Origin of the sequence: Streptomyces sp. NBC_00016 (assembly GCF_045040885.1) — a bacterium.
GTDB classification, from domain to species: domain Bacteria; phylum Actinomycetota; class Actinomycetes; order Streptomycetales; family Streptomycetaceae; genus Streptomyces; species Streptomyces coriariae.
The window spans coordinates 4,761,709-4,786,430 of sequence record NZ_CP108304.1 but is presented as its reverse complement, the minus strand read 5'-3'; the positions used below and the strand labels follow the sequence as shown (position 1 = coordinate 4,786,430).

Annotated in this window: 22 protein-coding genes; 8 read left to right on the top strand and 14 right to left on the bottom strand. The window is 70.9% G+C overall.

The window, feature by feature from the left end:
* Positions 1 to 91: 91 nt before the first annotated feature.
* From dnaK to OG933_RS21120, 4 genes are read left to right on the top strand one after another with little or no spacing between them, the layout of a single operon-like run.
* Positions 92 to 1,930: a molecular chaperone DnaK gene (gene dnaK / locus OG933_RS21135; RefSeq protein ID WP_020129150.1), complete on the top strand. Its 1,839-nt coding sequence runs from the start codon at positions 92 to 94 to the stop codon at positions 1,928 to 1,930.
* Complete coding sequence (gene grpE, locus OG933_RS21130; protein WP_054241924.1) at positions 1,927 to 2,583, top strand: nucleotide exchange factor GrpE; 657 nt, start codon at positions 1,927 to 1,929, stop codon at positions 2,581 to 2,583. Before dnaK ends, grpE begins: the two co-directional genes overlap by 4 nt.
* A 39-nt stretch (positions 2,584 to 2,622) precedes the next feature.
* The gene (dnaJ, locus tag OG933_RS21125) at positions 2,623 to 3,801 is read left to right on the top strand and encodes a molecular chaperone DnaJ (RefSeq protein WP_020129152.1); all 1,179 of its coding nucleotides are present in this window, start codon (positions 2,623 to 2,625) and stop codon (positions 3,799 to 3,801) included.
* Positions 3,802 to 3,806: 5 nt separating this feature from the next.
* Complete coding sequence (locus tag OG933_RS21120; RefSeq protein ID WP_020129153.1) at positions 3,807 to 4,259, top strand: heat shock protein transcriptional repressor HspR; 453 nt, start codon at positions 3,807 to 3,809, stop codon at positions 4,257 to 4,259.
* Between the two features lie 74 nt (positions 4,260 to 4,333).
* Here OG933_RS21120 and OG933_RS21115 read toward each other — a convergent pair whose 3' ends face one another.
* A complete protein-coding gene (locus tag OG933_RS21115) occupies positions 4,334 to 7,321 on the bottom strand; it encodes a hypothetical protein (RefSeq protein ID WP_405628431.1) in 2,988 nt (995 codons plus the stop codon).
* A 62-nt stretch (positions 7,322 to 7,383) separates the two neighbouring features.
* Here OG933_RS21115 and OG933_RS21110 point away from each other — a divergent pair, with 62 nt between their 5' ends.
* Positions 7,384 to 7,956 (top strand): hypothetical protein, encoded by a 573-nt coding sequence (locus tag OG933_RS21110; RefSeq protein WP_405628429.1) that lies wholly within the window; start codon positions 7,384 to 7,386, stop codon positions 7,954 to 7,956.
* A 25-nt stretch (positions 7,957 to 7,981) separates the two neighbouring features.
* Here OG933_RS21110 and OG933_RS21105 read toward each other — a convergent pair whose 3' ends face one another.
* From OG933_RS21105 to OG933_RS21045, 13 genes are all read right to left on the bottom strand, one after another.
* Positions 7,982 to 8,239 (bottom strand): hypothetical protein, encoded by a 258-nt coding sequence (locus tag OG933_RS21105; protein WP_362522225.1) that lies wholly within the window; start codon positions 8,237 to 8,239, stop codon positions 7,982 to 7,984.
* Between the two features lie 34 nt (positions 8,240 to 8,273).
* Entirely contained in the window at positions 8,274 to 9,767 is a 1,494-nt protein-coding gene (locus OG933_RS21100) for a WhiB family transcriptional regulator (protein WP_362522227.1), read from the bottom strand.
* A gap of 133 nt (positions 9,768 to 9,900) precedes the next feature.
* Positions 9,901 to 10,686 (bottom strand): hypothetical protein, encoded by a 786-nt coding sequence (locus OG933_RS21095; RefSeq protein ID WP_405628428.1) that lies wholly within the window; start codon positions 10,684 to 10,686, stop codon positions 9,901 to 9,903.
* 7 nt (positions 10,687 to 10,693) lie between these two features.
* Positions 10,694 to 11,947, bottom strand: a complete 1,254-nt coding sequence (locus tag OG933_RS21090; RefSeq protein ID WP_362522231.1) for a hypothetical protein — start codon at positions 11,945 to 11,947, stop codon at positions 10,694 to 10,696.
* A complete protein-coding gene (locus OG933_RS21085; protein ID WP_405628426.1) occupies positions 11,944 to 12,552 on the bottom strand; it encodes a hypothetical protein in 609 nt (202 codons plus the stop codon). Before OG933_RS21085 ends, OG933_RS21090 begins: the two co-directional genes overlap by 4 nt.
* Positions 12,553 to 12,589: 37 nt before the next feature.
* Positions 12,590 to 13,219 carry a hypothetical protein gene (locus tag OG933_RS21080; RefSeq protein WP_405628424.1) on the bottom strand — a complete coding sequence of 210 codons (630 nt, stop codon included), beginning with the start codon at positions 13,217 to 13,219 and terminating at the stop codon, positions 12,590 to 12,592.
* A gap of 48 nt (positions 13,220 to 13,267) precedes the next feature.
* The gene (locus tag OG933_RS21075) at positions 13,268 to 15,457 is read right to left on the bottom strand and encodes a hypothetical protein (protein ID WP_405628422.1); all 2,190 of its coding nucleotides are present in this window, start codon (positions 15,455 to 15,457) and stop codon (positions 13,268 to 13,270) included.
* 19 nt (positions 15,458 to 15,476) lie between these two features.
* The gene (locus OG933_RS21070) at positions 15,477 to 16,094 is read right to left on the bottom strand and encodes a hypothetical protein (RefSeq protein ID WP_405628421.1); all 618 of its coding nucleotides are present in this window, start codon (positions 16,092 to 16,094) and stop codon (positions 15,477 to 15,479) included.
* Positions 16,095 to 16,107: 13 nt separating this feature from the next.
* Positions 16,108 to 16,713 (bottom strand): hypothetical protein, encoded by a 606-nt coding sequence (locus OG933_RS21065; protein ID WP_405628420.1) that lies wholly within the window; start codon positions 16,711 to 16,713, stop codon positions 16,108 to 16,110.
* A gap of 65 nt (positions 16,714 to 16,778) precedes the next feature.
* Positions 16,779 to 19,769 carry an ATP-binding protein gene (locus OG933_RS21060; protein WP_405628419.1) on the bottom strand — a complete coding sequence of 997 codons (2,991 nt, stop codon included), beginning with the start codon at positions 19,767 to 19,769 and terminating at the stop codon, positions 16,779 to 16,781.
* A 54-nt stretch (positions 19,770 to 19,823) separates the two neighbouring features.
* Positions 19,824 to 20,312 (bottom strand): hypothetical protein, encoded by a 489-nt coding sequence (locus tag OG933_RS21055; RefSeq protein WP_020129164.1) that lies wholly within the window; start codon positions 20,310 to 20,312, stop codon positions 19,824 to 19,826.
* 64 nt (positions 20,313 to 20,376) lie between these two features.
* Positions 20,377 to 20,631: a hypothetical protein gene (locus tag OG933_RS21050; RefSeq protein WP_230195104.1), complete on the bottom strand. Its 255-nt coding sequence runs from the start codon at positions 20,629 to 20,631 to the stop codon at positions 20,377 to 20,379.
* A gap of 69 nt (positions 20,632 to 20,700) precedes the next feature.
* Positions 20,701 to 22,440: a conjugal transfer protein gene (locus OG933_RS21045; protein WP_405628417.1), complete on the bottom strand. Its 1,740-nt coding sequence runs from the start codon at positions 22,438 to 22,440 to the stop codon at positions 20,701 to 20,703.
* A gap of 335 nt (positions 22,441 to 22,775) precedes the next feature.
* Between OG933_RS21045 and OG933_RS21040 the strand changes: the two genes are divergently transcribed.
* The 3 genes from OG933_RS21040 (at position 22,776) to OG933_RS21030 (ending at position 24,720) form a co-directional block, all read left to right on the top strand.
* The gene (locus OG933_RS21040) at positions 22,776 to 23,402 is read left to right on the top strand and encodes a hypothetical protein (RefSeq protein WP_405628416.1); all 627 of its coding nucleotides are present in this window, start codon (positions 22,776 to 22,778) and stop codon (positions 23,400 to 23,402) included.
* 74 nt (positions 23,403 to 23,476) lie between these two features.
* Positions 23,477 to 23,839: a DUF4913 domain-containing protein gene (locus OG933_RS21035; protein ID WP_054241912.1), complete on the top strand. Its 363-nt coding sequence runs from the start codon at positions 23,477 to 23,479 to the stop codon at positions 23,837 to 23,839.
* Positions 23,840 to 24,039: 200 nt separating this feature from the next.
* Positions 24,040 to 24,720 carry a hypothetical protein gene (locus OG933_RS21030; RefSeq protein ID WP_362522250.1) on the top strand — a complete coding sequence of 227 codons (681 nt, stop codon included), beginning with the start codon at positions 24,040 to 24,042 and terminating at the stop codon, positions 24,718 to 24,720.
* The last annotated feature ends 2 nt before the right edge of the window (positions 24,721 to 24,722 follow it).

Sequence of the window (24,722 nt, the reverse complement as noted above, 5' to 3'; positions counted from 1 at the left end):
TGAGTGGGCGCGACTCAGGTCTGTTGACCGGGAGGTGAGCCTCGTGCACACTTGAGTCCGTTCCACTCAAGTCAGCTGGAGGAAGATCACCATGGCACGTGCGGTCGGCATCGACCTGGGCACAACCAACTCCGTCGTCAGCGTTCTGGAGGGCGGCGAGCCCACCGTCATCACCAACGCCGAGGGTGCCAGGACCACGCCGTCCGTCGTCGCCTTCGCCAAGAACGGTGAAGTGCTCGTCGGCGAGGTGGCAAAGCGCCAGGCAGTCACGAACGTGGACCGGACCATCCGCTCCGTGAAGCGCCACATGGGCACGGACTGGACGATCGAGCTCGACGGGAAGAACTTCAACCCGCAGCAGATGAGCGCGTTCATCCTGCAGAAGCTCAAGCGCGACGCGGAGGCCTACCTGGGCGAGAAGGTGGCCGACGCGGTCATCACCGTCCCGGCGTACTTCAACGACTCCGAGCGTCAGGCGACGAAGGAAGCCGGTGAGATCGCCGGTCTCAACGTCCTTCGTATCGTCAACGAGCCCACCGCGGCCGCGCTCGCGTACGGCCTCGACAAGGACGACCAGACGATCCTCGTCTTCGACCTCGGTGGCGGCACGTTCGACGTGTCCCTCCTGGAGATCGGTGACGGCGTCGTCGAGGTGAAGGCCACCAACGGTGACAACCACCTCGGTGGTGACGACTGGGACCAGCGTGTCGTCGACTACCTGGTGCAGCAGTTCAAGGCCGGCCACGGCGTGGACCTCGCCAAGGACAAGATGGCGCTGCAGCGTCTGCGTGAGGCCGCCGAGAAGGCGAAGATCGAGCTGTCCTCGTCCACCGAGACCTCGATCAACCTGCCCTACATCACGGCGTCCGCCGAGGGCCCGCTGCACCTGGACGAGAAGCTCACGCGCGCCCAGTTCCAGCAGCTGACGGCCGACCTGCTGGAGCGCTGCAAGACGCCGTTCCACAACGTCATCAAGGACGCCGGCATCAACCTCTCCGAGATCGACCACGTCGTTCTCGTCGGTGGTTCGACCCGGATGCCCGCCGTCGCCGAGCTCGTCAGGGAGCTGACCGGCGGTCAGGACGCCAACAAGGGCGTGAACCCGGACGAGGTCGTCGCCATCGGCGCCGCGCTCCAGGCCGGTGTCCTCAAGGGTGAGGTCAAGGACGTCCTGCTCCTCGACGTGACCCCGCTGTCCCTCGGTATCGAGACCAAGGGCGGCATCATGACCAAGCTGATCGAGCGCAACACGACGATCCCGACGAAGCGTTCGGAGATCTTCACGACGGCCGAGGACAACCAGCCGTCGGTGCAGATCCAGGTCTACCAGGGCGAGCGCGAGATCGCGGCCTACAACAAGAAGCTCGGCATGTTCGAGCTGACCGGTCTGCCGCCGGCGCCGCGTGGCGTCCCGCAGATCGAGGTCGCCTTCGACATCGACGCCAACGGCATCATGCACGTCACGGCCAAGGACCTCGGCACCGGCAAGGAGCAGAAGATGACCGTCACCGGCGGCTCCTCGCTGCCGAAGGACGAGGTCGACCGCATGCGCCAGGAGGCCGAGCAGTACGCGGACGAGGACCACCGCCGTCGCGAGGCCGCCGAGTCCCGCAACCAGGGCGAGCAGCTCGTCTACCAGACGGAGAAGTTCCTCAAGGACAACGAGGACAAGGTCCCGGCCGAGGTCAAGACCGAGGTCGAGGCCGCCGTCGAGGAGCTGAAGGCCGCGCTCAAGGGCGAGGACACCGCCGAGATCCGCACGGCCACCGAGAAGGTCGCCGCGGTCTCGCAGAAGGTCGGCCAGGCCATGTACGCCGACGCCCAGGCCGGTCAGGGCGCCGACGCTCCCAAGGCCGACGCCCCGAAGGCGGACGACGACGTCGTGGACGCCGAGATCGTGGACGACGAGCGCAAGGACGGTGCCGCGTGACGGAGGAGACCCCGGGCTTCGAGGAGAAGCCCGACGTCCCCTCCGGCGCCACCCCTGAAGACGCCGAGCCGAAGGCCGCTTCCTCCTCCGCTTCGGCGGCGGGGGCGGCCCCGGCCGGGGACACGAACCAGACAGCCGGTCTGGTGGCCCAGCTGGACCAGGTGCGCACCGCTCTGGGCGAGCGCACCGCGGACCTCCAGCGCCTCCAGGCCGAGTACCAGAACTACCGCCGCCGGGTCGAGCGCGACCGGATCGCGGTCAAGGAGATCGCCATCGCGAACCTCCTGACCGAGCTCCTGCCCGTCCTCGACGACATCGGCCGTGCGCGCGAGCACGGCGAGTTCGTCGGCGGCTTCAAGTCGGTGGGCGAATCGCTGGAGACCGTCGCGGCCAAGATGGGCCTCCAGCAGTTCGGCAAGGAGGGCGAGCCCTTCGACCCGACGATCCACGAGGCCCTGATGCACAGCTACGCGCCCGACGTCACCGAGACGACGTGCGTGGCGATCCTTCAGCCCGGGTATCGGATCGGCGAGCGCACCATCCGCCCCGCGCGGGTGGCCGTCGCCGAACCGCAGCCCGGTGCACAGGCGGCGAAGGCCGACGAGGCCGAGGCGGCCGACGACAAGGAGAGCGGTGGCCCGGACGAGGGCTGAGCTCGATCGGATGAGTGATGGGGAGGAGGGACGTCGAGGATGAGCACCAAAGACTTCGTCGAGAAGGACTTCTACAAGGTCCTCGGCGTCCCCAAGGACGCCACCGAGGCCGAGATCAAGAAGGCGTACCGGAAGCTCGCCCGTGAGTTCCACCCGGACGCCAACAAGGGCAACGTCAAGGCGGAGGAGCGCTTCAAGGAGATCTCCGAGGCGAACGACATCCTCGGTGACCCCAAGAAGCGCAAGGAGTACGACGAGGCCCGCGCCCTCTTCGGCAACGGCGGCTTCCGCCCCGGTCCGGGCGCGGGCGGCAACTTCAACTTCGACCTGGGCGACCTCTTCGGAGGCGGTGCCCAGGGCGGCGGTGCCCAGGGCGGCTTCGGCGGCGGCATCGGGGACGTGTTCGGCGGCCTGTTCAACCGCGGCGGCCCCGGCGGCACGACCCGTACCCAGCCCCGGCGCGGCCAGGACATCGACACCGAGGTCACCCTGACCTTCACGGAGGCGATCGAGGGCGCGACGGTCCCGCTGCGCATGTCCTCGCAGGCCCCCTGCAAGGCGTGTTCGGGGACGGGCGACAAGAACGGCACTCCGCGCGTGTGCCCGACCTGTGTGGGCACGGGCCAGGTGGCGCGGGGCTCGGGAGGCGGCTTCTCCCTGACCGACCCCTGCCCGGACTGCAAGGGGCGCGGCCTGATCGCCGAGCATCCCTGCCTGGACTGCAAGGGCAGCGGCCGCGCGAAGTCGTCGAGGACCATGCAGGTCCGCATCCCCGCCGGGGTGACGGACGGTCAGCGCATCCGGCTGCGCGGCAAGGGCGCCCCGGGCGAGCGTGGCGGCCCGGCGGGCGACCTGTACGTCGTCGTCCATGTCGGCGCCCACCCGGTGTTCGGCCGCAAGGAGGACAACCTGACGGTGACCGTGCCGGTCACGTTCACCGAGGCGGCACTCGGCGGCGAGATCAAGGTGCCGACGCTCGGCGGGCCGTCCCTGACCTTGAAGCTTCCGCCCGGCACGCCCAACGGCCGCACCATGCGGGCGCGGGGCAAGGGCGCGGTCCGCAAGGACGGCACCCGCGGCGACCTGTTGGTCACCGTAGAGGTGAGTGTTCCGAAGGACTTGTCGGGGAAGGCTCGTGAGGCGCTGGAGGCGTATCGCGAGGCGACCGCGGGCGAGGATCCGCGGGCGGAGCTGTTCGAGGCCGCGAAGGGAGCATGAGAGTGATGGACGGCCGTCGGCGTAACCCGTATGAACTGACCCAGGAGACTCCGGTCTACGTCATTTCGGTGGCGGCCCAGCTCTCCGGCCTGCATCCGCAGACCCTGCGCCAGTACGACCGCCTGGGTCTCGTCTCCCCCGACCGCACCGCCGGCCGCGGGCGCCGCTACTCGGCCCGCGACATCGAACTGCTGCGCACGGTGCAGGCCCTGTCCCAGGACGAGGGCATCAACCTGGCCGGCATCAAGCGGATCATCGAGCTGGAGAACCAGGTGGCCGCGCTCCAGGCCAGGGCCGCGGAGCTGGAAGCCGCGCTGGACGGCGCGGCCGCGGCGATGCAGCAGCGGGAGGCGGCGGTGCACGCCTCCTACCGGCGGGACCTGGTGCCGTACCAGGAGGTGCAGCAGACCAGCGCGTTGGTGGTCTGGCGGCCCAAGCGACAGCAGCCGACGGACTGACACCCGGCGGTACGTATACGAAGGAAGGGGCCCGGAGATTCGTCTCCGGGCCCCTTCCTCGTACTCCACGGCCGTCACTCGCCCATGTCGACGCCCGGCTCCGGCCGCTCGTGACCCGGCGGCTGCTGCTCCGGCTTCCGGACGGGAGCGGGGGGCCGGTTGCCGCCGCCCCGGGGCACGCCCATCTGCCACAGGTGGGAGCCGGGGATGTCCGGAGCGGGGGAGGGGGCCGGTGCGGGCGCCGGGGGTGTCGTCGGGGCCGTGCCCGGGGTCGGGGTCGATGCAGAGGCAGGTCCCGGTGCCGGACTCGGGGCTGGCGTCGGGGTCGGGCCCGGGGCTGTGGCCGATTCGGGGGTGGGGACGGGCTCCGGGTCCGGTTCTCGTACCTGGTCCTGTTCCCGTTGCCGTTCCCGTCCCTGTCCCTGTTCGTGTCCCTGTTCGTGTTCCGGTGCGGGCTTGGCCTTCTCCTGGTGCGGGGTGGCGCTGCCCGTGCCCGCAGCCGGTGGCTTCGCCTCCGTGCCCGTGCCCGTGCCCTTGTCCGTGCCCTTGTCTGTCTCCTTGCCCGTGTCCTGGTTCTGGTCCTGGCTCAGGTCAGGGCGCCGCCAGCGGTCCGGGATCGTCGACAGCCGTCGTACGGCTTCGGGGTCGCCCGCCGCTGCCGCCGCGACGGCGCGTGCGCGCAGGGCGCTCTGGCGGGCGATGGGCGAGAAGCCGGGAGCCGCGTTGCCGGTCTCGGAGGGCAGACCGCGGACGCCCATCCCGTTCAACCGGCCCTGGATTCCCGTCTCCGGGGTGAATATCTCGCGCGGCAGCTGCCAGGAGGCCGCGCCGTCCACGTCGACGCGGTGCTCCCTGCCGTCCACGGTGAAGGTGAGCCCGTAGCCGATGTACTGGTCGTCCTTGTCGAACAGCAGGTCCCCGGAGATCTCCCCACCGCGGTCGCGCACCTCGTCGGCGAGGACCTGGAGGGCGGGCGGAAGGGGGTTGGTGCGGCCGAGGCTGGTGACGTAGCCGTCGCTGCGGGCCACTTTCTGTTCCTTGGTTCCCTTTTCGACGTAGGGGACCTGGAAGCGGGTCTCGCCCTTCTCGTCCTGGTACGTCTCGATGGCCCCGACACGTGCCTCGACGAAGCTCAGACGCTTCTCGCCGCCCTCGCCGTGGCCGAACTTCGCCTCCATCGCCGGGAACTGGACCTGGTGCTGCAGTGCCGGCGGCGGCCTCGAGCCGATGATCGTGACGTGGGCGTCGGGATTCTGGATCAGGATGATCTCCGCGTTGGCGACGGCCGTTCCGCCGGATCCCACGACGATCCACTCCTGGGCGGCGTGCGGGTCGAAACGGCTCTCGGCGACCTCGTCGCCCAGCAGCGCCCGCCCCTGCGCGGCCGTGCGCGCCGCCTCCCACTTCTGCGTCGAGTCGAGAGCGGTGAAGCAGTTGCCCATGCGGGTCTCGTCCGCGGCGCCCAGGCCGGCCGAGAGGGCGTCCTTCAGTTCCGCATAGGAGTTCAGGGCGCCGAGCACGGTACCGGCGTCCGTGCCGCTCCGCTCGGCCCGGGTCAGCCAGGCGCGCATCTCGCCCGCACCGGCGAACCCCTGCCCCTCCAGCTCTCGCAGCCGATCGCTGATCAGCCGGACGGCTTCGCCGCGGCTCTCCACGGCGAGTTCTCCGCGTGGCATTCCCGGTACGAGTTCCGGTGTGAGGCCGGTGGCGATGCTGGGGGTGCCGTCGCAGGCCACCCAGAGGGGGGTCGCGCTCTCCGTGCCGTCCTCGCCCAACGTGCGCACCTCGGCGAGGAGTTCGCCGTTCTGCCCCAGGCGCAGCCGGGCGTGGCCGTTCACCACGTCGCCCTGCGTGGCGAGTTGGTCCTCCCAGACGCGGACGGCGTGGATGGAGATGCGGTGCCGGGGGTCCTCGACCGCCGAGTACGGGTCGACGCCCATCCACTGAGCGAGGTCGCGGTCCTGGTCCGCCGACTGCACGATCCCGGCACCGGGGTCCAGGTGCCAGCGGCCCGCCCCGTCCACCAGCAGCGCCTCCGGATCCCGCCCGGTGAGACTCGCCCCGCCGCCGATCACGACTTTGCGCAGCGGGAGTTGCCCTTCGGCGAGCTGTCCCTCCAGCGTCTGGACGGTGCGCTCGCTGACCTGGGCGCGGTACTCGGCCCACCGCTCGGCGGCCGGCTCCAGCTCGTCGCGGGGAAGCGGCAACCCGTTCTGGTCGTAGCCGGGCATGGGCATGGTGACGTCACGCCGCCCGATGAACGCCTCGACCTGCCGCTCGGCCCGCAGCGCTGCGTCCCGGGACGCCTGGAGCGCGGTGGCGTCGGCGGGGGAGAGGTTCTCCATGGGGTGGGCGAGGGTGGTGAGCAGGCGCCGGGAGCCGGCGGAGAGGAAATCGGCCGACACCCGGTGGCGCACACGTGCCGCCCTCTCCTGGGGGCGGAACGCTTCCTCGTCGCTCATGGCGGCGGTCGGCCGGATGCCGTAGGGATCGAGCAGCGCCGAGAACTGCGCACGCGCTTCCAGCTGCTGCTGTGGGGAAAGATCGGGTGCCGCGCTCCGCGCGGCGAGCCAGTTGAGCTCACCTATGCGGCCTCGGTCCGCTGTGGACAGCTCCTGGTACGCGGGGAGTTCGGCCCCTTCGCGCAGGAGATTGTCCCGTACGGGGGCAAGACCATCGGCGGCGCGTTCGCGCACGGCGGCGAGCTCACCGAGTTCGTGTGCGAGGACTCGTCCCAGCATCGCGGTCGGAAGGCGGTCGGACACACGGATGACGTAGTTCTGCGAGGCGGTGTTCGTCGCCGTGTCGGCGATCGCTCCCGTCGTCAGCGGAATGGCGTCCACCCAGATCTGGGCGGACTCCCCTCGGCTGTCCTGCAACACGAAATACTGACGGCCGTCCTCGGTCTGAGCCGGAGTGAGGGAGGTCAGCCGGTCCCCCAGGACGACGGCCGCCACCGCACCCATGTCCCGCCTCGCGGCCCACACGAGATCTTGCTGCTGCGCGGGTCCGCCCGGCCGGAGCGTGCCCATGACGATCTGCGGATCGGCCGATGTGTCCACGTGATGCCCTCCCCCAGGCTCTGTACATATGCACACCGCACAACAGACTTTAGGATCATCCCATGTTGAGAGCCCGTTCCTCACTCGAAGCGCACCTGTACATGGACCTGCACCCATGCGAGTGCGGGAGCTCCGACTTCGTCCGCCGGCACCGCCTGGAGCAGCGCGGTGACGGCATCCTCGCCGTGTACGAGGGGCCGTGCACCCAGTGCGGCCGCAACCGGAACTTCGCCTTCCTGATGGCCGACGAGATCCCTCCGCCTCCGCCGGCCTTCGGCGGCCCCGGGCCCTCCGAGATCATCGACCCCGGTGAGTTCGTCGAGGTCGCGCACGACATCTCGCGCCGCGCGGGACTGGACATGCTCAACTCACCCGAATCCGAGCACCACAAGTACCGGGGAGCCATGGCGTACGCGCTGGCCGCCTCCGAGGAAGTGGTGAAGTTCATCCCCCCGGGGCAGGACGCGGTTCCCGCCTCCGCCTTCACCTCCGAGGTGGGCAGGGCCCGCTACGAGCGGGAGCCGGCGAAGTTCGACCGCGACATCCTCGAGATGGACATCGACCTCACACGGAAGATCCTCGCCGACATCGACGCGGTCAGCCCTCCGCCCGGGGGGACCGGACCCCGGGCCTGAGGGCGGGCTCGGCGGCGCGGACGGCTCAGCCCAGCTGTTCCGTCGTGCCGTCCGGGTGGATCAGGAGGCGGATCGCGCCGCCGTAGCGGTTGTCGGTGATGGTGGCCGGGGTGGGGGCACCGAGTTGCTGGGCGCGTTGCTGGAGGATCGCCAGGACCACGTCCTGGATGTCGCCGTAGGGCGGGGCGGTGACCGGGACGCCGTCGATCAGGCCGGCGTTGGGGGAGAAGACGTGCACCTGGGCGTCCGCCGTGGCGGGGGGTGTCGGCGTCGGTTCGGTCATCGGGGGTCGGGGTTCCTTCCGGCTCGGTTCCGGCTCAGGCGCTCTTCGCCTCGTCCTGCTCGGGGACGTCCACGGCGACGTCCATGGTGACGTCGACGGTGCGAGCGTACGTGCCTCGGGCGAGGCGCTGAAGACGGCCCGACTTGACGAGGGCGGACAGTACGTTGCTGATCGTCTTCGAGGGGTCGCCGTAGACGCCGGGCGGGAGGGCGCGCAGGACGTCACGGGCCGAGAAGGGGCCGGGGAAGGTCGACACGGCCGTCTCCACGGCCGCCCGGATGCTGGGGGCGCCGGCGGGTGCGAGGGCGGCGGTCCGGCCCGTGCCGGTGGACGTCCTGCCGGTCGGGGCCGGACGCGGCAGGCACGCGCGGATGCCCTGCAGCGCGGTGCGGATCGGCTCCAGGTGGATCTCGTCGTCGACCGAGGCCTCGGTCGCGGCCAGCATGGTCGCCACCTTCTCGATGTTGGCGAGCGAGGAGGCCAGCTCGCGCAGCAGCGGTTCCAGGAAGTCACGGCGCAGGGCCGCGACCGGGTCGGTGGTGGCGAGTTCGACGGAGACCGAGCCGGTGAGGGCGCGGAGCGGGCCGGCGGTGTCCGGGGTGCCGTCGGCGGAGTCGCGGGAGCCTCGGCCCCCTTGCGGAGCCAGTGCCTCCACGGCCTTGCGCGCGGCGCGGATGGTGTCCGGCATCTCCGGCGCGATCTCGCCGCCGGGCACGCTCGCCAGCATCGTGACCAGCTGCTCCAGGCCGGTGAGCGTGGGCAGGGCGGAGCGGATCAGGGGGGCCAGCAGAGCCTGTCGTACGGCCTGGGCGGGATCCTCGTACGAGAAGGCGATCCGCTGCCCGGACTCGGCCGCTGCCATGTCCTCGCTCCTGCTTTCCGGGTGGGTGGGTCTGAGATGGTGGCCGCTGCCGTGCGGCTGCTGTGCCGTGGTGTGCTCGTGCAACTGCCTCGGGATGCCGGGCAACTCGCGTCGTGGCCTGGCCAGTTGGTCCTGGCGTGCGTCGAACGCGTCGAGGATTCGCTCCAGCGTGGGCTGGCCGTGCTCCGCGTCGTGCCGGGCGGCCGTGTCGGTGCTGCGGGAGCGCAGGCGCAGCAGCCGGCGGGACGTTTCGCCGGAGCTGTAGCCGGGGCCCGCGCCGGGGCCGTCCACCGTGTGGGTGGGCAGGTCGCCGTTCGCGTCGCCGACGCCGAGGGCGCGGCGGATCCAGCGCCGGTCGTCGAGAGTGGTCGCGGCCGCGTAGCCGTAGGGCTCGGCGTGGGCGACGGCGTCCTGGAGGCATTCCGCCCACAACGGGCAGGAAGCGCACAGGTCGCGGGCGGTGCGGAGCAGCACGAGGTGCTGGTGGCGCTGTTCGGGCGAGGTGTACGGAATGTCCGTGGGTGCCTCCAGCAGCGGGTGCTGGAAGACGTCCGGTCGGCGCTGGCAGGGCAGAGCGGCGTCGGGAGTGTGGACCCCCGTCCCCGCCCCCGCTCCCCGTACCGGCCCGCGCGCGGGGCGCGTGGGCAGCGCCGTATGGCTGGCCATAGGCATGTGTGTTGTCCCCCGTGGTGATACGTGATCGGGGGGGACTCTAAAACGTTCCGTCAACCCGGTGCAACGCATCTGCAAAGCATGTGCCGACTTGGCACAGTGACGAGACGAAACGTTCACACGGGCCTCAACTGTCCGACGGGTCACTGGCTTTGCGCGTCCGCAGGCGGTCAAGTGCCTGGCGGGCCCGGCCCGCAACCGCTTTCGCGCTGCTTCCGCGCACCGCCAGTACGCCGAGCACGCCGAGGAATCCGAGCGGTACGCCCGCTTCCGGCAGGAACATCCCGACGACGGACGCGATGACGAGGATCACATCCGCGAGGACGACGGTGATGCCCCGTCGGCCCGGGTGCTCCTTCACCATCCAGGCGCCGAGGAGTGCCATTCCGGCGAGCGCCCAGTAGCCGAAGGCGGCTGCGCCGGTGACGGTGGCGCCGGCGTCCTCGCTCGTGCGGGCCGCGTCGCCGACCGCGGAGAAGTAGCCGGTGAAGGCGATGGCGAGGATGCTCACCCCGATCGCCAGGAGCAGTTGGGTGCGGCGGCGCAGGAGCCAGAGCGCGAGGCCGAGGAGCAGCGCGGTGACGACCGCGAAGAAGGCGGAGCCGCTCTGGGAGGCGAGGGTGATCACCGTGTAGAGCGCGGCCACGCCGAAGACGATGCGGGGGAGGAGACGGACGGCCCAGGCGTCGCTCTTCTCCTGGCGGAGGAAACGGCGGAGGAGCGGGAGGGCCGGGGCGGTGGGTGCCGGGGCGGCGGGTGCCTGTGCGGTGGGTGCCGGGGCGGTGGGTGTGTCCGGTCGGCCGGTGGCGGGCTGCGGGGTGATGCGCGGGGTGCGGGTGGTGCCTGGAGTACGGGGGGTGCCTGGAGTACGGGAGGTACGCGGGGTGCGGGGGGTGCCCGGAGTGCGGCTCATGGGCCGGTCACACTCCCATTCCGGTGTCGTTCGACTGCTCAGGGGCCGGCGGCGCCTTCGGGGGAGCCGTCGGGGTGTCGGTCCCGTTCGGGGCGACGACCGACTTCGCCTGCGGGGTGACGCCGGGGAGGAAGCTGTGTGCCTGGACGGTGGCCGCCCCCGTTGTCGGGAGGGTGAGCGATTCGAGAGGAGCCGGTCCCGTCTTGGCGTTGACCGTGACGCCGGGGAGGTACTGACCGTGGGTGCTGACGGCGACGGGTGGTGGTCCCGCCGGTGAGTCCGGTCCGGGACTGCGCAGTCCGGCCGCCCACTGCTGGTCCTCGACGCTGGGCAGGGTGACCTCGTGGTCCGGACGCAGGACCTTGATCTCCTCGATGAGCTTCTCCACGTCGGCCGCGCGAGCGGGGCCGTCCATGGTCGCCACCCGGGCGCACACCTCCAGGACGGCGGCGCGCTGGGCCTCGGGGGTGGGGAGCGCCGCCAATTCCTTCAGGTCCAGGTGGCCCGCCTTGGTCAGCGGCGTGTACTTCGCGTCGCTCTCGTCGTACCAGAAGGTGTGGACCTGGGCGCGGACGGCTTGAGAGGCCAGCAACTCCTGTGTCTCCGGGGCGAGATCCGCGTACTTCTGGGTCGGCGCCGGATACATGAACTGGATGATGTCGAGCTTGCCGTCCTGGCGGAGCTGCCGGGACTCCGTCTGGTAGGCGACGGTTCCGGGGTTGAGTTCGCCCATGAAGAAGAGGGCCTCGTTCTCCGTCTTCGCGGCGTACTTCTCGGAGAGGGTGCCCCAGGCTTCGTAGGCCAGGGACAGACCCGCCTTCTCATCCAGGTCCAGCGCGTCCTGCATTTCCGTGTCCCACAGATGGAGCCGGCCCAGCGCTTCGCCGCCGGGCGTGCCCTCCAAGTACCGCAGGGTGTCCTGCACGATCGAGTTCTGTGCCTCGGTGTACGCAGCCGCCATGTGCATGCTGTGCAGCTCTTCCCCGGGCTCCATATTGATCTGCGGGTGATCCTCCAGCCGGTAGGACCAGAAGGTCGACCTGGTGTCGGGGGAGGGCAGGTCCATGTCCTGAGCGGACGCGAACTCCCGCAGCCGCTGGTGGAGTTGCTCCCTGTATTCCTTCTCCGGGAGGTGATCGATGCCCTCGCGCAGCCCCCTCGCGATCCGCTTGGCCTCGGCCTTGGTCAGCTCGGGCTCGACGGTCCGCTGCCGGTCACGGGCGTTGTCGAGGACACGGTCCGGGATGTGTGCCTGGATCACACGGCCTCCGGCGGATAGCAGGTGACTTTGATGGACGTGCGTCGGAGCGCACCCGGCGCTCGGACGGATCCCGGCTTGACGGCGAGAACGGTGACGTGGCCCTCCGGCCCTTCCTCTCGCCAGACCGCCATGCGGTAGGGGTCCATGTCCTCCAGACGAAGGTCGCTGGGCATGAGCCAGTGCCGGTCGTGCGGCGGTTCCGGGAAGGCGGGGTCGTCCCAGGCGCCCGCGTAGGAAGGGTCACCGAGCACGGTGCGGGCAGCCCCCACATAGGCGGCCCATGTCTCGGCAGCCTGGGTGAGGACCTCGTCGTTCTCGGACGAGTCGTCCGCGGACATGTGCCAGCTCGTCCAGCTGAGCTGTTTGACCGGAGCCCATCCGGCGGAGCGCACGGGGAAGAGGGCGAAGTCCTGGCCCGTGCCACTGCGCACGGTCAGCACCCGCTCCGCCGATGTCGGCTTCCAGCCGAACAGCGCGCACCAGTCGTCCAGTGCCTGACCGGGGTTCGGCGGGCCCGCCCAGACGGCCGGCCAGTCCACGTGCTCCAGTCCCTTCAGCTCCTCTGCCAGCTGCTCGGGGCTGCGTTCGATCGTGAGGCTCGTCATCGCTTGTCACCTTCCTCGCGTTCCGCACGGCTCCGGTTCATCCGCGCCGCTCCTGCCGACGGGACTCCGCGTGGTCGGGGTCATGGCAGACGAGTTCGATCCTCGCATTGGCCGGAACCGGACCACGTCGTGCCGTTGCGCCGAGCGTCGCCCTGAGCTCGAACACCGGTGCCTGCGGCACCCGGAATCGCCACACCGCGACGCGGTGCGGGTCCTGGTACTGCGTACGCCACCCTGCGTCGGGCCAGGCCCCCGGGCCCGGCAGCTCAGGGAAGTCCGGGGTGTTCCAGGTGCCGTGCCAGGTCGGGTTTCCCAGGAGGCTGCGCAGGGCGGTCAGGCAGGCGGTCCAGTGGGCCTCCGCCAGGTCGGTGACGAGGGCGTTCTCGTCCGTGTCCCGGGCCCGGGCCGACCACACCGTGTGGTCGATCCGGGTCACCGGGCCGCCGGGGACGGCGGAGGCGAGATACAGGCGGCCGCCCAGGGCCGTACGGACGCGCAGTCCCGCCTCGGCCCACAGCGGACGCCAGTCGAACCCGGCGCACCACCGCGCCCGCTTCTCCGCGTCCTCCGGAACCCCCGCCCACACCGTGGGCCAGTCCACACCGATGAGCCGCTCCAGTTCCGCGACCAGTTGGTCGGGACTGCGGTCGGCGGTCAGGGCGGGCATCGGATGGCTCCTTGGTGTGGGAAGGGAGGCGGAGGAGGCAGGGCGGGGCTAGACGCGGCCGCTGGGACCGCGCGGATCCCTCGGCGGCGGGGTCGGTGCCACCGGCGGCTCGGCGGGCCGGGGGCGGGGGGCCGGCGCCTGCCGTACCGGAGCGGGCGCGGGAGCAGGAGCGGGTGCGGGTGCCGGGCGGGACTCGGTCGGCGTCGTGGGCTGCGGAGCCGGCGCGCTGCTGGACCCGCTGACACGGCGGCCTCGGGTGCGGGGCGGCTCCGGAGCCGGTGACTCCTGGCCTCCCTGCTCGCCGAATTCCCGGTCGTAGTTCTTCTGGGCGACCTGCGCACCCTGGTAGGCCGTCTGCCGCTGCTCGCGCTTGGACTGACCGAGCCAGCCCTTCTCCTGCATCTTGGCCCGGCCCTTGCCCTTGAAGGCGAGCTTGTCCACCGCCCAGGCGGTCCCGCGTGCCGTGCTGCCCGTCGCGCGGGCCGTGCCCTTGGCCGTGGTGCTCGCGACGCGGCCCGTGGTGCGGGCGGTGGAGCCTGCGGCGGACGCGGCCAGACCGGGAGCCATGGCGGTCACCTTGCCGGCCATGTCCCCGACGCCGAGAGCGTCGTCCGCGCCCTGGACCTGCGGGCTGAACTTCCCGGACAGCAGGTTCTTGAGCAGCATGATCACTGCGACCGTGACCAGCAGGAGCATCAGCAGCTGCATGCCCAGCGGGACCTGGAGCGGCAGGATCAGCTGGTAGAAGAGCAGCAGGATCGTGAGGATCACGCCGAATCCGGCACGCAGGACGAAGCTGTGCACGAAGGTCTGCCACCAGCCCCGCAGCAGCTTCTGCTGGGTCGGGTGGATCGAGATGATCGCGACCAGGGGCAACAGGATCACCATGATGAGCGTGACCGCGTGCCACAGCAGCGTCAGGGCGCTGAGCACGACCACCATCAGGCCGACGATGAGCGAAGCGACCAGGGCGTAGACCCCGATGCTGATGCGGTTGGCGGGTTTGTCGCCGGACCACTGCTCGTAGATGCGCGCATCCTCGTTCTTGGCGATGTAGTTGCGCAGCTCGCCGTACTGGTTCTCCTTCGCCTTGATGATGTCGCCTTCTTCGCCCTCCTCGACTTCGACCGGCGAAGGGTGCTGGTAGTACTCGATGTTCGTCACCGACTGGATGATCACCTGCTTGACCCGTAGGTCGGTGCAGCGCTTGCCCGTGCCGAAGTCGCACTTCTCGGTGCCCTTGTACTCCATGCGAGCCTTGCCCGGGTCGCCGAACTGGCCGATGGCCCACGGGCGGAACGCGAGGGTGTCGTACATGGCACAGCTGGAGATGCGCATGCCGCGCTGCGGTGCGTTGTCGGGCAGGTCGCAGGGCGGGTCGACACCGTCGATCGCGCCGTCCAGCACGGCCTCGGTCAGGGCGGCGTTTCCCTGCGCGATTCCCGAGTCGGCGGTTTCGACCACGGCCACGTAGTTTCCGTTGACGAGGAACGCCGACACGGCGATGACGACGAACGCGGCCCAGCCGACGCCCGACCAGACCTCGCGCATGTCGCCCTTGCGCCACTTGCCGAACACCCAGAGGCCGGTGAGCAGGATCATGGTGGGCACGGCGAGCTTGAAGACGCCGTTGTTCAGGCGGTCGACGACGCTGTCGTCACCCGAGACCGTGCCGTCGTAGAGGGCGGCCAGCGGGCTGGGGTTGGAGGAGATCTCCTTGATGCTGATCGCGGCGCGGCTCATGATCTTGCTCAGGTCGAAGATGGCCTGGGCGACGCCGTTGTAGATCTCGTTCTGCAGGCTGCACTCGTCGTCGTCGGCGGCCTGCCCGCGCTCGCCCTGCTTCGCGTCGTGTTGGCTCTGCTGGGTCGACGCCCAGTTGAGACCGCGCATGGCGCTGAGTTCGTAGAGCGTGTACTTCGACGCGGGGCCGTCCATCTTCGTCGCCCCGGCGACGAGTTCGCGCTTGCCGTCCCATTGCTTCACCGAGGGGAAGATGTTCTCCGCGGCGGGGCCTGGCATGTCGGCCTTCTGGTTGATGCTCTGCTGCGCCCAGTCACAGGTGTCGAAGAGGGCCTGCGCCTGCTGTGGAGCGGAGAACGAGAGCGCGATCACCCCGAGCACCAGGAACAGCACGGCCCGCGCGGCGATGCCGGTGCTGATGAGTTTCTCGCGCGGGGAGCGCCTCGTCCGGGGCCGTGCCGGACGGCCGGAGCGCGGCCGGAAGCGGGTCAGCATGAAAAGCCCTTCGGAGGGATCAGTTGGCGTAGTAGTTCGTGAGGACGCACCCGTCCACCTGCGCAGGCTCCTGCTTGTAGCCGCTGGGGATCTGGCGTTCCGGATCGCACGACAGGGCCACGAGGCCGGAGGCCTTCAGGTCCTCGATCGTCTCGGTGCCGCCCGGCTCCACCGCGAAGTCCTTGCCGATCAGGATGGAGCTGTAGTTTCCGGCGCGCATGGAGGTCTGGAACTTCTTCATGTCCGACAGCACCAGCAGCGTGCTGGAGTCGTCGTAGTTGTCCCGGCAGACGGCACGTTCCTTGATCCCCCAAGCGGGGTCGCGGGTCATGTTGTCGTCGCCCCAGGCGGGATCATGGTCTGCCAGGGAGGAGTCGTCGTACTCGGCGCCCGGTGTGAGATCCAGGCAGGATCCGTACTGGTTGAGGTAGTACGCGATGGACGCCATGTCCGACGCCTCCGGCAGCTCCGTGCTCGCCGACTCACCGCTGTCGCCCTTGCCGGCGCCCGTGCTCGCGCTCGCGCTGCTCCTGCCGTCGCCGTCGCTGTTCCCGGCGTCGCCGTCGTCGCCGCAGGCCGTCAGTGACGCCGACATGAGGAGGAGGGCGCCGATGGTGATCGCTCGCCTGATTCGCATGGTGTGTCTCGCCTTACTCGGGGACGTAGTTGGTCAGGACGCAGCCGTCCACGAGGGCCGGCTCCTTCTCGAAGCCGCTCGGCACCGCGAGGTCCGCATCGCACGTCAGGAATCTCAGGTCGGACCGCTGGAGGCTGCGGATCGCCTCGTCGCCGACCGGGACGACCGCGAAGTCCTCGCCGACCAGGAACTCGTCGCCGCTCGCCTTGGCGGCGGTCTGGAACTCCTTCATGTCGGAGACGGTGAGCAGCGCGATGGGCCGGTCCGACCCGTCCGTGCACACGGCGCGCTCCTCGATGCCCCAGGCCGGGTCCTCCGACTCGTCCGTACCCCAGGCGTCACCGTCGTGCCCGCCGTCGTACTCGTCGCCCGTCACCACGCCCTGGCAGGGCGTGTACCGGTTCAGGTAGCTCGCGACGGACTCCGTGTCCGACGCCCGGGGCAGGCCACCGGTCGTGGTCTGTCCGCTGCCGCCGTCCGAGTCGGCGTCCGAGCCGAAGACGGAGTCCGCCCCGGTCCTGGCCTTTGAGCCGGACTCCGAGTCCGACCCGCACCCGCTCAGCGTCGTGAGCAGGGCGAGGGTCGCGGCCCCGGTGACGAGACTTCTGGACAGGCGCACGGCGGGACGGGCTCCTCGGTGGGTGTGTGTGCGGGTGTGCGTGCGGGTGGGACCGGTGAGGCGCGTCATGCCGTTGCCGTCGCCGTTTCCTGCGCCGGTGCCGTGCGCTGTGCCGGGTCCTCCTCCGCCTCCTGGAGGAACGTCCAGTCCCAGACGCTCAGCGGTGGGTTGATGCCCTGGCGGGCCGGGCGGGTGGTGCCGTTGGTGTCCGTGGCGGCGAGGATCTCCTTGAAGACCAGGTCGACGGCGACGGTGCCGACGCGCTTGTCCGCGTCGCGCTGGAGGCAGACACCGGTGCGGAGTTCCTGGAGGGCGGCGATGACCTTCGGGTCGTTCTCCGGGCGGCCCAGGAGCGGGGCCACCAGGGACGCCTCCTGCGCCGACTTCTGCTTGAAGGCGAAGACCGTGTGGATCTGGTTGGCGCCGCCGCTGCGGGCCTCGGAGTCCTCGATCTGGACCAGGTCGATGGCCTGCTGGGTGATCAGGACGGTGACCGCCAGATAGGAGCGGCCCTGCTTCAGCGCGCGGCGCATCAGGTCGCGGCCGGACTCGGTCGCCGTGACGACGTACGCCTCGTCGACGAAGAGCGCCTTCGGGCGCAGGCCGATCTCGCCGGTCACCGGGTTCTTCTCGTAGCCGACGTCGAGCATCTGGCTGCCCAGTTCCACGACCGCCATGAGGGCCGTGGCCGCGAGGCGTTCCGCCGGGTTCCAGCTGCGCGGGTCGGAGGCCGCGGGCGACTGGAAGCCGCGCAGGGTGATGACCGTACGGCGCTTGCGCATGCTGGACAGGGGCTGCGGGCGCTCCGCGAAGGAGAGCCGGGCGTAGGGGAGCGTGCGCAGCTCGGTCAGGAGCATCTGCGCGAGCTTCAGGTCCTTGATCGCCTCGCGGTCGCCGCTGGCCACCGCGTGGTCGTACGCCGCGACGACCTCGTCCACGACCTGCCACAACGTCGGCCGGGGAACGGCGAGTTCGGCGTCGCGGGCCGTGTAGCCCTGCTCGACCGCCTGGCGGATCGCGGAGTTGTAGCGGCCGATGACGGTCGCCATGCCCTCGATGACGGGGAGGCGTACGCGCTGGTAGTCCTCGTCGCCGAGGAAGCCCCGGAGCATGGACTCGGCGAGCAGGCGGCCCGCGGGGACGTCGCGGGCGATGACCCACGGGTCCAGGACGCCGGCCTGGCCCTTCAGGAGGTCGACGACCTCCGTCTCCGCCCAGAAGTCCGGGTTCACCGGCTGGAACTTGCTGGCCGGGGTGCCGAGGAGGCCGGTCTCCGCGTCGCCCGCGAAGTCCGGGTCGTTCACCTGGGCGCCGAAGGCCAGGTAGTAGCAGAGCTGGGCGAAGTCGGTCTTCGGGTCGATGACCAGGCAGCGGACGCCCGACTCCGACTCCTCGTAGAACTTCTGGAGGGCCAGCGAGGACTTGCCACCGCCGGAGGCGCCGACGATGGCCAGGCCACCGCCGTCGTTGCGGGCCGGGCCGACATGGAGGGAGTAGTGGACCGGCATCTTGCCCGCCCAGCCGACCAGGTTGCCGACCCAGCCCAGCCGCTTGCCGGAACGGTGCTCGGGGTTGTCGCCCAGCTCCGTGCCCGCGGTGGGCAGTCCGGCGCCGAGCTGCTCGACCTCCTGGAGCCGCAGGTAGGGCGCGATCGGGAGCTTGGGCGCGTCGCCGGGGAGCTGTGCCTGGAGCAGCCGCCACTGCTGGCGGGTCGGGCGCAGCAGGGTGACCTTCAGGTCCTGCTTGAACTGCATCTCCAGGACCCGGCGCCGGCGCTCGAGCTCCTTCACGTCGTGCGCCGAGATCGTGAAGCGGATCTGCGCCTCCATGCCCGGCATCTTGTGCTCGTCGATGTCGTCGACGAGCTCCTGGGCGCGGGTGACCTGCGTGGCCAGCTTGGTGTCGGGGCTGCGGCCGGAGTTGGCCATGTCGTTCATCTCGTCCACGAGGTTGCCGCGGATCTTGTCGGCGCGGTCCTTGAACTTCAGGTACGGGATGAGCGTGAACCGCATGTCGATCTCGACGGGGAAGTCCACGTGCTGGGCGGCGTAACGCGCCCACGCGGTCGACTGGCGGAAGCGGGTCTCCGCGGGCCAGTTGGCGGCCACCAGGGTGGTGGTGTAGCTGGTCTGCTGCTCGCCCGTCACCTCGTCGTACTGGTTCAGGACGATGTGCGTCTTGCGGTTCTCGCCGGAGAAGTCGACGACCAGGTCGAACTGGTTCGGTCCCCAGGCACGCGAGCCGAGCACCGGCTCCGGCGGGACCGGCAGGTCGCCGTGGAGCGGCTTGCGGATCAGCCAGACGAGCTCCTCGCGGCTGAGCGGGGTGCCCTTGAGGCCCTCCAGGCTCTCGTGGACCTCGACGGCGACCTGCGTCCACTCGGCGAGGACGTGCGGGGAGAGGTACTCGTCCGTGACGCCGGTCGCGGTGGCGGCGGCCTGGTCGGCGGCGCCGCGGACACCCTGGAGGAGGCCGGGCTCGTCGTACGGCTCGTCGTCCTGGGCGACGACCCCGCTGCCGCCGTTGGTGCGCTTCAGCGAACCCAGCTTCACCAGCAGGATGTTGCGCTCGCGCTTGGCACCGATGCGCTCCTGGTACTCCGCCTTGCGCAGGTTGTACGCCTTGTAGTTCTCGGTGGGGTCCCAGGCGACCGCGTTCAGGTCTTCCGCCCAGGTCAGCGCGGTGATCGGCTGGTAGACCTTGCGGTAGTGGCACTCGACGTTGCGGTCGCCGCGGGCCAGGTTCAGCAGACCGCGGGCCGGGCCCTCGGCCATCGCCTGGAGCTCGCCGGCGTTCAGGTACTCGTCGATGGCGTTGGGCAGGACCATGCCCGTCCACACCGAGTCGCCGTGCACGAAGATCATGTCGTCGGCGTAGCGGTAGGGGAGGCGGAGGTCCTCGCGGCGGGTGGCGGCCGACGAGCCGGACGGCTTGGAACGTGCCGAGGACGACTGCTTCGAGCCGCCCTGGCCGTTCTTCTTGCTCGACGAGGCGGCCATGATCATGGCGACCACGAAGAAGGCGGCCGCCCCGCCCAGAAGGATCATCATGAACATGGAGGACTCATCCTGCGGTAGTCGACATCGGGAAGTGGTGGGGTGATCGCGGGGTCAGCGCCTGGCGGCGGCGAAGGCGCTGCCGCGTTCGGCGGCGACGCGGCGCGCGGCCTCGTAGCGGGCCTGCCAGCGCGGCGAGCCGGGGGTGAAGAGGATGACCTGCCAGTGCAGTTGCTCCGGCTCCTGGTCCGCGGCGAGACCCTGCAGCCGCTTGGGCTGGAACCACCAGTCGGTCCACACCACGAGTTGCTGGCTCAGGGTGAGCGCCGAGGGCAGCGGGCGCCCCCAGACGAAGTAGATGCCGAACGGCGGGCCGAAGTAGAGGACCGACGTCCACATCGACATGCCGAGGAAGGGCAGGAACGCCGACACGGTGAACAGGGTGATGAGCCAGACCAGCCCGAAGCCGAAGGCCGCGCCCAGTGCGGGCAGCAGCAGTCCGGGCAGCGGGATGTTGCCCCAGTTCCAGATCCGCTTGGGGCGGTTGACCAGGTCGGTGTGGTCGTACGCGACCAGCGGCTCCGGTGGTGCCTCCTGGCTCATGTCTGCGAACTCCCCTGTTTGAAACGGCGGCTGACGGTACGTCGGGCGGTGCCCGAGCGGTCCGTCAGTTGCCGCCGCCGATCTGGCTGCCGAGACCGATCAGCACACCGGCGAGGCCGCCGGCGCCACCGATGATCAGGGCGGCCAGCGCGATCATGCCGAAGCCCTGGAAGGCCTCGCGCATGCCGTCGCCGCGCTTCATCGACAGGAGCATGCGGATGCCGAGGATGAGCAGGGCGATGACGGCGACCATGGTGCCCGCGTTGCGCAGGATGTCCTCGATCTGCCCGAACATGTCGTTCAGGGTCGTCTCGGCCATGTACATGGTGGTTCCTCTCGGGTGGTGGAGCGGCGGTAGTGGTATGGGGGTGTGGGCGGCGCGGTCCGGTCAGGGCTTGGCGGGCTTGGCCGTGGACGACGGGACGGCCGCGGAGGCAGAGGCGGATGCCGAGGGTGAGGGGGATCCGGAGGCACCGGCCGAGGGCGCGGCCGTTCCCGTCGCGGTGTCGCTGTCGGTGTCGCCGTCGGCCCGGCCGCCCTCGGCGTCGAGCACGCCGCCCCGGACGTCCTTGATGAACCAGCCCTGGGCCGTGTTGACCATCGTCATCCGGTACGCGCGGCGAACGGCGACGCCCTTGGCGTCGGTCCAGTCGACGGCCACCCGCACCTGGACGGCCTGTCCGGCGTCGTAGGCGTACGGCTTGGTGTCCTGGGCGCTCGCCGGGACGAGCGCGACGACGGTGCCGATCTGCGGGCCCGTCAGGCGGCCGGCCAGACCGGTGGTGGCCGTCAGGGTCGCGTCCGGCGTGAGGAAGCGGGCCATGGCGGTGGCGTCGGAGGCGCCCCAGGCCTCGAAGTAGCCCGGCAGCACCTCCTTCTGGAGCTGCGTGGACAGGCTGTCGTCCACGACCTCGTCGCCCTGGTCGACCTCGGGCACGTCCGCGGCGGCCGGCAGCGGCATCTGGCCCACGTCGCCGGAGACGCGCATGCCCTCGCCCGTCTTGAGGTTCTGGACGTACACGGGGACGGTGAGCGTGGTGAGCGTGCCGTCGTCGGTGCGGACCTGGACCCCGATGTAGCGGCCGTGGTCGCCGTACTCCGGAAGCTTCTCGGCGGTGCCGTCCCAGGTGACGGAGAGGGCCTTGCTGGTGCCCTCACCGCTCCAGCCGCAGTCGGGGTCGACACCGGCGGAGGCGTAGCGGGCGAGGTCGGTGCGGCGGGCGGACGAGGTGTCCGGGGAGAACGTCATGCAGAGCTGCGCGTACTGCTCCGCGAAGGCCGCCGCCTGCTCGGTGGGGAACTCGGTGAGGCGGTACCGGGTGGCGTCCGAGGAGTCCAGCCCGGCGGTGGTGGTGCCGGAGGACTTGCCGATCACCAGTCCCATCACGCCGCACGAGCCCAGCGCGAACACGCAGGTCGTGATCAGCAGGGTGGCGCGGAGCGCGACGTGCGTACGGCGCCCGCCGCCGGAGATACGACCGCCGGGCTTGGGCACGTCGAAGTCACGTGCGGGGGCGGGCCTCGGGGCGGCCCGGCCGGGGGTGGCGGCACCCGGGGTGACGGCGCCGGGGGCGGCGGCACCCGCGGCCGGGGCGGTTGCGCCCGCGGTCGGGGCCGCCGTGGCCCTCAGCGACATCGTGGAAGAGCTGTGGGCGGGGGCCTGGTGGCCGTGCTGGGGCGGGTGCGGAGCGGCGGTGGTGGGCGAGGGCGTGGGCGCCGGCGCGGTGGCCGCGGCGGTCGCGGCCGTCGCCGTGCCGCCCCGCTTGCGCTGCTCCTTCTCCGCCTTCTTCTGCTCGTACGCCGCCTTGCGCGCCGCGCGCTCGCGCTCGCGCTTCTCCTTCTTCGACTCGCCCTGGGGCCGCGTCTCACGGGGCGGCAGGGACGGGACGGCGGCCTGGCCGGCCCGGGGCGTGCTGCGCACCCAGGCGGCGGCGACCTGGGCGCGGGCCGCGTCGGAGGGCAGCGGCTGCGGCTGTTGCGGGGCGGGGGCCTGCTGCGGGACGGGGGCCTGCTGCCCTTGCCCCTGCCACGCCTGCTGCGGCTGCTGCTGGGAAGGACCGAAGGACCCGGGCTGCCCGGAAGGCTGGCCTCCGCCGACCGCGCCAGCAGGGCTGTTGTGGTCTGTCATCGAGTCGGTTACTCCAGCGAGTCGGTTCCCCGTCCGCCTGGGCGGGTTCACGACCGCACCGCACGACGGGCCCTGGCCCGGCCAGGTGCGCTTGGCAGTGTGACAAAGACCTGTCACCGGACCGGTGTCGCTTTCCTCGCCGGGACTGCGGGAATTCCCGATGCCGTGTCCATGAGGAAACCGGTCGGGAAAAGTGTCAGGGACACGCCGGGAAGGCGCCGTGCCGTGCCGGCCCGCCCTGGGCCCAGAATGCGCTGGGCGCGTGTGCCCGAGGTGCTGGGTACCGTCACCCGGCACCACCCCCTGGACCCGACGGACCCGGCGAAGGACGAGAGTTGACCGACCACAACGGGCACCCGCAGCAGCCGCAGTACCCGCAGCAGCCGCAACCCCCGGAGCAGCCCGACCCGCGCACCTGGGAGATCCCCCAGCAGGCCCCGCCGGTCCAGCAGGCCCCGCCGGTCCAGCAGGTCCCGGCCCCTGCCCCTGCCCCGGTTCCGGTTCCGGCTCCGGTTCCGGCATCCGCCCCCGTCGCCGTACCGGCCCCCGAGCCGGCCCAGGCCTCGCAGGTCTTCCAGGCCGAGCGCGCCTGGGTCGACGGCTATGAGCCCGGCAACCCCTGGCAGGCCAGCCTGTGCGTGGAGACGCCGTACGGGACCTTCGCCTATCCCCTCACGCCGAACACGATTCCCGAACTCCTCGAGCAGATGGTCCTGGTGGCGCAGGAGCAGCAGGGGATGCCGGTCGGTTTCGACGAGGATCTTGAGCTGTCGTCGCCGGACGAGGAGGTGGTGGACGAGGAGCTGCAGGCGTCCGCCTCCGACATCCACAGCGGCCGGGCCGCGCGCCTGACGGGCTGGGCCGTCGTCCACGACCTGTGGGAACGCGAGGACCCGACGGCGCGCATCGTGATGGGCGCGGTCGTGGTGGTGCTGTTGCTGCTCGGTATCGTCCTGACCTGACCACGCGGTACCCGCCGGGCGCCGCCTGATCACCCGACAGCCGCAGCTCGACCGAACGACCGATGGGGGCAACGATGTCCGGCACCGCAGAGGGCTCCGAGGAGCCGGAGTTCTACTTCGCGGACGTCTTCGTCTTCGTCTCCGACTATCTCGCCCAGATGATCCGCCGCCGGGTGAACGGCACTTCGGCCACCTGGTGTCCCACGTGGTGGGAGCACCCCGAGGCCGGGGCCCGTCTGTCGGCGCTCTGGCTGGCCTGGGAGCATCTGCGTCAGGACCCGGCGCTCGGGATGTCGACGTGGTGGCTGCATCACGCGGACCCGCATCTGCGGGTCCTGATGGACGCCGACTCGGGCCCGTTCGCGGCCTGTTCGCCCAAGGACGGGCACACGGCGTACCCGTTCGACCCGCTGCCGGTGGATCCGCGGCCCGAGTGACCGCCGCAGCGGTCAGCCGGACACGCGATCCGTGAACGGCGCCGAGGCGAGGTGAACCGGCTTCGTGCTTTCCCCCGGATTCCCGCCCGCCGCCCGCCCGTTTTCCTCGCCGGGAATTCCCCCGACTCCCCGCTTCCGCCTCCCCCTACCGTGTCCCGGTCACCCGCCGTACCGGCTCAGCACAAGGGAGGCGCGGGAACGTGGACTTGCCTGCGGAGAACAAGCGCACGGGGCTCTTGGCCCTGGGGGTGCTCGGGTTTCTCCTGATCGCCGTGCTCACCGTGTTCACCGTCTTCGACGGAGACGACGAGGGCGACGGCGGTGACGCCAAGGACGGCTCCGCGGTGCCCACGGCCACCGCGGGCGGCGGCGCCGCAGGCTCGGACGGGGAGGGAGCCGACGGCGACGGATCGCAGAGCACCGCGGTCGCCCCGATCGTCTCGGCCGCCGAAGCCGTGAAGGCGCACGCCGCCATGGTCCAGTACATGGCCGGGCTCACCACGTACGACCACGAGAGCAATGCCGCGACCTGGAGTGTTCCGCTGGTCCGGCTCACCACGAACGACGACCGGATGAAGGCCGCGACCTCGCTGCCGACCGGCAAGGAGTGGGCGACCTGCCAGGCCGAGCAGTGCTCCTCCAAGGGGGAGGCCGTCGTGGTGCGCGATGCCCTGGTCTCGGACGACCTGGTGCGTGACAGCGGCCGCTCGATGTCCACCCTGGTCAAGGTGACCGCCACGCACACCGCGGACGGGCGGACCACGACCGAGTCCAACCAGTGGCTGGTGACGGTCAAGGAGGACAGCGGCGACTGGCTCGTCTCCGGGTTCGACGTCTTCGGCCTCGGTGACGTGGGCGCGTCCGACGACTCGGGGGTGTGAGC

Bases quoted from the DNA above. Each gene is read 5' to 3' on its own strand.
- dnaK (WP_020129150.1), top strand. From the start codon at position 92: ATGGCACGTGCGGTCGGCATCGACCTGGGCACAACCAACTCCGTCGTC.
- dnaJ (WP_020129152.1), top strand. From the start codon at position 2,623: ATGAGCACCAAAGACTTCGTCGAGAAGGACTTCTACAAGGTCCTCGGC.
- OG933_RS21120 (WP_020129153.1), top strand. From the start codon at position 3,807: ATGGACGGCCGTCGGCGTAACCCGTATGAACTGACCCAGGAGACTCCG.
- OG933_RS21110 (WP_405628429.1), top strand. From the start codon at position 7,384: ATGTTGAGAGCCCGTTCCTCACTCGAAGCGCACCTGTACATGGACCTG.
- OG933_RS21105 (WP_362522225.1), bottom strand. From the start codon at position 8,239: ATGACCGAACCGACGCCGACACCCCCCGCCACGGCGGACGCCCAGGTG.
- OG933_RS21100 (WP_362522227.1), bottom strand. From the start codon at position 9,767: ATGGCCAGCCATACGGCGCTGCCCACGCGCCCCGCGCGCGGGCCGGTA.
- OG933_RS21095 (WP_405628428.1), bottom strand. From the start codon at position 10,686: ATGAGCCGCACTCCGGGCACCCCCCGCACCCCGCGTACCTCCCGTACT.
- OG933_RS21085 (WP_405628426.1), bottom strand. From the start codon at position 12,552: ATGACGAGCCTCACGATCGAACGCAGCCCCGAGCAGCTGGCAGAGGAG.
- OG933_RS21080 (WP_405628424.1), bottom strand. From the start codon at position 13,219: ATGCCCGCCCTGACCGCCGACCGCAGTCCCGACCAACTGGTCGCGGAA.
- OG933_RS21075 (WP_405628422.1), bottom strand. From the start codon at position 15,457: ATGCTGACCCGCTTCCGGCCGCGCTCCGGCCGTCCGGCACGGCCCCGG.
- OG933_RS21070 (WP_405628421.1), bottom strand. From the start codon at position 16,094: ATGCGAATCAGGCGAGCGATCACCATCGGCGCCCTCCTCCTCATGTCG.
- OG933_RS21060 (WP_405628419.1), bottom strand. From the start codon at position 19,769: ATGTTCATGATGATCCTTCTGGGCGGGGCGGCCGCCTTCTTCGTGGTC.
- OG933_RS21055 (WP_020129164.1), bottom strand. From the start codon at position 20,312: ATGAGCCAGGAGGCACCACCGGAGCCGCTGGTCGCGTACGACCACACC.
- OG933_RS21050 (WP_230195104.1), bottom strand. From the start codon at position 20,631: ATGGCCGAGACGACCCTGAACGACATGTTCGGGCAGATCGAGGACATC.
- OG933_RS21045 (WP_405628417.1), bottom strand. From the start codon at position 22,440: ATGACAGACCACAACAGCCCTGCTGGCGCGGTCGGCGGAGGCCAGCCT.
- OG933_RS21035 (WP_054241912.1), top strand. From the start codon at position 23,477: ATGTCCGGCACCGCAGAGGGCTCCGAGGAGCCGGAGTTCTACTTCGCG.